General features: G+C 62.6%; 6 protein-coding genes. 5 read left to right on the forward strand and 1 reads right to left on the reverse strand.

Annotation, left to right across the window (positions count from 1 at the left end):
* The 3 genes from VHD36_19940 to VHD36_19950 all read left to right on the forward strand — a co-directional run.
* Window positions 1-349: hypothetical protein (locus tag VHD36_19940; GenBank protein HVU89611.1), on the forward strand; the 349-nt coding region annotated here is incomplete at its 5' end.
* 440 nt (window positions 350-789) lie between these two features.
* On the forward strand, window positions 790-2,979 hold the full coding sequence (locus tag VHD36_19945; GenBank protein HVU89612.1) for a TonB-dependent receptor: 2,190 nt from the start codon (window positions 790-792) through the stop codon (window positions 2,977-2,979).
* A gap of 146 nt (window positions 2,980-3,125) precedes the next feature.
* Window positions 3,126-4,211: a hypothetical protein gene (locus VHD36_19950; protein HVU89613.1), complete on the forward strand. Its 1,086-nt coding sequence runs from the start codon at window positions 3,126-3,128 to the stop codon at window positions 4,209-4,211.
* Window positions 4,212-4,449: 238 nt separating this feature from the next.
* Here the strand turns inward: VHD36_19950 and VHD36_19955 are convergent, their stop codons facing one another.
* Window positions 4,450-4,650, reverse strand: coding sequence for a hypothetical protein (locus tag VHD36_19955; protein HVU89614.1), 201 nt, complete (start codon window positions 4,648-4,650; stop codon window positions 4,450-4,452).
* A 149-nt stretch (window positions 4,651-4,799) separates the two neighbouring features.
* Here VHD36_19955 and VHD36_19960 point away from each other — a divergent pair, with 149 nt between their 5' ends.
* Together VHD36_19960 and VHD36_19965 are read left to right on the forward strand one after the other, a co-directional pair.
* Entirely contained in the window at window positions 4,800-6,032 is a 1,233-nt protein-coding gene (locus VHD36_19960) for a cupin domain-containing protein (GenBank protein ID HVU89615.1), read from the forward strand.
* 168 nt (window positions 6,033-6,200) lie between these two features.
* A partial coding sequence (locus VHD36_19965) for a hypothetical protein (protein HVU89616.1) occupies window positions 6,201-6,495 on the forward strand: 295 nt, incomplete at its 3' end.

The raw sequence follows: 6,495 nt of genomic DNA on the forward strand, positions 1-6,495 counted from the left end.
GATCGCCGCCGCGAATTCCCGCAGCGCCATGAACGCCCCCAAAGCCGCGCGTGCGAAACCGTTTCCGGTCGAGATCACCGTCCTTCAGCGCCGCTGCAGTCTGTGCCGCGGGTATGATGATGTCAATAAAAGTGCATACCCCGCGCAAGTCCCCCAACGCGCTGTATCACGCCTTGGCAAGGTGGCGGGTGAGCGCGAACGAGCCTCATCGCATGTGGAAAATTCCGGCGCATGGATCGGCGCGTGTTCGGCCCAGCCCGATCGCCGACAGCGGCACTTCGGCAGATTCGCGAGGGCCACCAACTATGAAGCAAGCAAGGAAATATTGGATGATTTGGAACGAGTATAAACTGGCCCAAATACGTACATTCGAATTATTCTAATTCCTTTATACTGCACAATGACTTTTTATTCTTGCGCGGTAATACTCATTCACGTATAAGTCATTGATAGAACTATACTTTTGTATCGTTCTAAAGTGGTCGGGGGGCCGCAATGCAAGACAGATCGAGGCTCTGTTCTCGACGCCAGAATGGTCTCAGCCGCAACACGGTGGCCACGACGATCGCTCTCGTGCTTGGACTGATGGCGACAGCATCGCCGCGCGCCCAGCAGAGTTCGCCGCCGGCGCAACAGAGCACGCCGCCGGCGCCGCAGAGTGGTCCTCAGGCCGCTCCGTCCACGCCGCAAGCTGCGCCGTCGACACCGCAAGCGACCCAGCCTGCCCAACAGGGCACACCATCCGCCGCGCCGGCGCCATCGACCCCTGCACCGAGCGCTGGAACGCCAATGCCCGAGATTGTCGTCTCAGCGCCTAAGGCCAAGCGCGCCGCCGGCAGAAGCCGCCGCCACGCTGGAGCGCGCACGGCGACAACCGCAGCTCCGGCTGGCTCGTCCGTCGCGGCACAGGGCAGTGGCCCAGGCGGCAATGCCAATTCAACCGCGCCGCTCGAGCAGGCTGCAGCGTCGGATAAGACCGGCACCAAGCTAGCCGACCTGCCGCAGAGCGTCGTCGTCGTGCCGCGGTCGGTGGTCACCGAGCAGGGCGGCACCAATCTGAGCGATGCGGTTCGCGATATCAGCGGCATCAATATCGGCGGCACGTCGACCTACGGCTTCTTCGACCGCTTCACCATTCGCGGCATGGACGCCCGCATCTTCAGCGACCAGTTTCCCGATGGCGATCAGTCCAACGGCTTTCCGCACTCGATGAACGGCGTGCAACGCATCGAAGTGCTCAAGGGCCCGGGCTCGGCGCTGTTCGGCAGCAGCACGCCGGGCGGCAGCATCGACATCATCCATTTCATGCCGTCGGCGGTGCCGGGCTACGGCATCAGCCAGCAGATCGGCTCATTCGGCTCCTGGACCACGAGTGTCTTCGCCACCGGGCCGACCACGGTGCCGGGACTGGCTTACCGCGTCGACGGGTTGTTCCAGCATTCCGACGGTTTCCGCGATCTCAAGAGCGCGGATTACGAAGTCCGCCCGGTGCTGAGCTGGACTCACGACAACCACGTCACCACGTTTGCGCTCGATCTGCGCCACCTCGAACGCACGCCCGACAGCTACGGCATCGTCTATTTCAACGGTGCGGGCCTTGCCGGCACGCCGCTGACCGGCGTGCCGAGCACCGCCAAATATTCAACGCCATTCAGCAAGGGCAACCAGGATTTCGAGCGGCCGACACTGACGGATTCCTGGTGGATCGCGGACTATCTCACGATCAACAACCGCTTGTCGTACATGCACCGCGATGTCGACATCTTGCGCAACTCCGGCGGCGGAACGATTGCGCTGGTCGGCGGCTTCTGGCAGCAGCAGGCCCGGCAATTGCGCGAACAGACCGACCACGATCAGGATTTTACCTATCAGTTCGAACCGGTGTGGAAATTCCGCACCGGCGGCATCGGCCATACGCTGCTGACAGGGGCGCAGGTCGAATGGCAACGTATCGATGACAATAGGGCGACGGCCGACCTGCCGAACATCGCCAACATTTTCGCGCCGGTCATCCCCGAGACCTCGACGGCGGGGCTCACCTTCCTGCGCGATGCCAAGCACAGCGGCATGGTCGACGACCTGCAGGCGCTCTATCTCAGTACGTATGCTACCGACCAGATCGACGTCACCGATCAATGGAAGGTGCGGCTCGGCGTTCGGCAGGAGCACTGGTACGAGCAATTGACGCCGCTCGCCTTCGTTCCAGGCCGCATTGCGCCGAATGGCAGTCCGCTCGAGCCCGGAATGGTCGATACCGAAATCGATACGCCGACCAGCTGGAGCGTCGGCACGCTCTACAAAATTCTCCCGGGGGTGGCGCCTTTTGTCGGCGCGTCGAAAAGCTATCTGACAAACTTCAACTCGGAAGCGACCCAGACGGGTGTGGTCGCGCCTGAATCCGGGCTCGAATACGAAGCCGGCATCAAATTCTCGACGCCGGACGGACGCATCGTCTTTACGCCGGCGGCATTCGAAATTTTCCGCAACAACGTGTTCACCGAAAACACCACGACGAACACCATCGCGTTCAACGCCCAGACGTCTCGCGGCGTCGACGCCGATCTGCAAGTCACGGTCACGCCGGAGTGGAAGATTCTGGCCAATGCGATCGCCCAGAAGGCGGTGCTGACGGCGGTGCCGTTAACGCCGTCGCAGGTTGGGAACACGCCGGTTGGCGTGCCGCGATACATCTTCAATGTTTGGACGACCTACGATTTCGCCATCGCGGGCGTGCGCGGCTTCCGTGTCGGTGCCGGCCTGTCCTACAACAGCAAAACTTACGCCAGCACCGCCGATACCGCCTGGATCCCCGATTCAACCGTCATCGACGCGATGTTCGGCTATTACGGCGCGCACTGGGACGCCCAGGTCGGCGTGAAGAACATCACAAACGTCGAGTATTTCACGGTTGCCCAAAGCGCCGGCGGCTTTGTCGGCGATCCGCGCACCTTTTACGGCAAACTGAGCTGGCACTACTGACCGGGGGCATCGCCTGCCTTCGCCTGCCGCGCTGGAAATCCTCCGCTGATCCTGCTGTATGATGCCTCGTGCCCCGCGGCGCGGCGTAACTGCGTCGGTCATAAAGGGTAGGAGAGGCCGTGAGGCCATCCGCACGAGGGAAGGCCATGGATTTGCGCGCGCGCGTCGCGGGCGGCGCTTTTACTTTCGCGTCCTCGTTCGCCCTGGTCCTATTCGTTCTGGTCTTGGCGCTTCCGGCCGCGCGTGCCGACGAGGTCGCCGACTTCTATCGCGGCAAACAGGTGGACCTCGTGGTCGGGTTCGGACCCGGCGGCGGCTACGACATCTATGCCCGGCTCTTGGCCCGCCACATCGGCAAATATATTCCCGGCAACCCGAATGTCGTGGTGCAGAACATGCCGGGGGCCGGTAGCCTGCGAGCGGCGAATTACATTTACACGGTCGCCCCAAAGGATGGCTCGACCTTCGGGCTGTTCGCTCGCGACATGGCGCTGGTTGCGCTGCTCGGCGGCGATCGGAACGTGCAGTTCGATCCGAAGAAGTTCAGCTGGCTTGGCTCGTCGTCGAGCTACGCCAACGACGCCTATGTGCTGATGCTGCGCAAAGATGCGCCGGTCAAATCGATCGCCGACGCGCGCCGGCCGGGCGGCCCGCCGATGGTCTTGGGCGGCACCGCGGAAGGCTCGACCAGCGACGACATCCCGATCCTGCTGCGCGAACTGCTCGGCCTGCATATCAAACTGATTGCCGGCTATCGCGACAGCGGCGTGCTGTTTCTCGCCATCGATCAGAACGAAGTCGAGGGCCGCACCGTCGGCCTGTCGTCGGTGCGCTCGGCACACGCGCAGTGGCTCGCGCCCAACAGCGACATGCGGGTGCTGCTGCAATTCGGACGCGCCACGCGGCTGCCGGATCTTGCCGACGTGCCGACGGCACGCGAACTTGCCCCTGATGCGCGCTCGCGCGCCCTGATCGAACTCGCGGAATTGCCGTATCTCTTGTCGCGGCCGTTCGCGGCGCCGCCCGGCGTGCCGCCGGCGCGCGCCAAGGCGCTGGAGTCGGCCTTCGTTGCCGTCCACAAGGACCCGGACTATCTGGCCGATGCCGCGAAGCTCAAGGTCGATGTCAGCCCGGTCGGTGGCGATGCGGCGCGGCAGGCGATCGCCCGCTTGGCGGCGACTCCGCCTGCCTTGCGGGACGCGCTGAAGAAGCTATTGGCGAAGAAGCAATAGGCTAAGGTTTCTTCGTTGCGCTGTCGACGAAACCGGCGACGGCGTCAACCACTGCCGGCGCCAAAGGCAATCGCGGATCGGCATAAGTTGCCCCGTTCGCGCGCCGGTCATCGGACGTGACGGTTTTCAGCACGTGATTCGTGTTGTCGAGCAGCACAAGCTTGGCGGACGGCGCGGCCAGCTTGAGGTATGTCCCGCTTGCCCTGAAGAATCAGCACCCGTTTCTTAACTGCCGCGATCAGTTTCGCCGGATCGTAGGAGAAAACGCTGATGCGATCCAGGATTCGATGTCGGTAACGTAGTCGTCAATAGTGACCACGTTACCATCGGCCACCGCGGCGCGGCTGCCGAACATGCCGCGTTTGTCGACGCGGTCGGTCGGGCCGGAGCCGGGGATGATCAGCATCATCGGGCCGCCGCCCGCGGTGGCCGTGAGCATTGTGCCGCCACAAGGTGACAGCACAACCTGTTCGCTGTTATGTCGTGCCAGCGTCGGCCAGGTTCAATTGGACTGCAATGCAGGCTGTTCTGCTAGACTATTGAGAGAGAACAAATCCGCTCGCCGGAACAGTACGTGGAGATCAACCCATGCATGACACGCCCGATATGGTCCACTGGCATGAGCCCAAAGCGGGCGAGAACGCGGGCTTTGGCAAATTCCTACGCCAGCCGCTGCCTTATGACCGCTTCATGGAGGCCGAAGGCGTGCCGTGCTACCGCGGCATTGGCGTACGCAAGGTGCAGGATCTGCCGCTGGTGCCGTGGAAGCGGCTCGGCGGCCGCGGCTCCTTCATCCAGCTTTTCGGCACCGAGGGCCTGTGGGGCATGTACGTGGTCGAAGTGCCGGGCGCCGGCGCTCTCAATGTCGAGCGGCACCTTTACGAGAAAGTCGTGCTCGTGGTCGAAGGCCGCGGCACCACCGAAGTCTGGCAGGAAGGGCAGAGGAAGCGCCATGTGTTCGAGTGGCAGAAGGGCTCGTTGTTCGCCGTTCCGCTCAACGCCTATCATCGCATCATCAATGCCGGCAGTGCGCCGGCGCTGCTGTTGTGCGGCACGACGGCGCCGAACGTCATGAACGTGCTCGACAACCTCGATTTCGTGTTCGAGTGTCCGTACACATTCAGCGAGCGGTTTTCCGGCGCTGAGGATTTCTTCAAGCCGAAGGACGATCTCGAACCTGATCCGATCCGCGGGCTTGCCATGCGGCGCACCAATCTTATCCCCGACATCGTCAATTGCGACCTGCCGCTTGATAATCGCCGCTCGCCCGGTTACCGCCGGGTCGAGCCGGCCATGGCGCGCAACCGCTTCTATCTGTGGATCGGCCAGCATGAGACCGGCCGCTATTCCAAGGCGCACAAGCACGCCTCCGCGGCAGTTCTCGTTTGCGTCAAGGGCAAGGGCTACACCTATACATGGCCCGAGGCGCTCGGCACCACGCCGTGGCAGAACGGCAAGGCCGAGTTCATCAAGCGCCAGGATTACGAGCCGGTCGGGCTCGTGTCCGCCGCGCCGATGAGCGGCGACTGGTATCACCAGCATTTCGGCATCGGCAAAGAGGGCCTGCGCATCTCCGCCTGGCATGGTCCGAACAATCAGCGCGCGCGCAAGCCTGGCGTGCCGGGCGAGCAGCTTATGGATTACGGCGCCATCGAACTCAGTAAGGGTGGCAGCGCCATCGGATATCACCAGGAAGACCCGGCGATCCGCAAGGAGTTCGAAGAAACGCTGGCGCGTGAAGGCTTACCGAGCCGCATGAAGCAGGAATTTTACGAACGCCCGCCGACCGAGGGGGAAGTTGTGATGGGTGATGTGATGTGATGTGAGAAGAGGGCGAATGGCGAATAGGGAGTAGCGAATGGCGAAAGGGATTAGTAGTCAAGCTATTCGCACTCGCCACTCGCCACTCGCTATTCGCACCTGCCATTGTGACCACTCTCAGAAAGTCCTCACAAAATGCCCTTCCAAGATTTCCGCCAGTTTCTCGACGTGCTGCGGCAGCACGGCGAGTTGATCGATGTCAACCGGCGCATCGAGCTCAACGATGTCGGCAAGGCAATGAAGCAGAGCTATGTGCGCAACGGCCCGGCGATCATGTTCAACAACAACGGCACCGACTACCCGCTTGTCGCCGGCGTCTATTCGAATCGTGAGAAGGCGCTGCTCGCGTTCGAGGCCGAGGAAGACACCATCCTCGACAAGGTCATGCACGGGCTGGACAACCCGATCCCGCCCGTCGTGACCAAAACTGGCGCGCCATGCCACGAAGAGATCATCGAGGGCG

The organism is Pirellulales bacterium (assembly GCA_035546535.1).
Lineage (GTDB): Bacteria > Planctomycetota > Planctomycetia > Pirellulales > JACPPG01 > JACPPG01.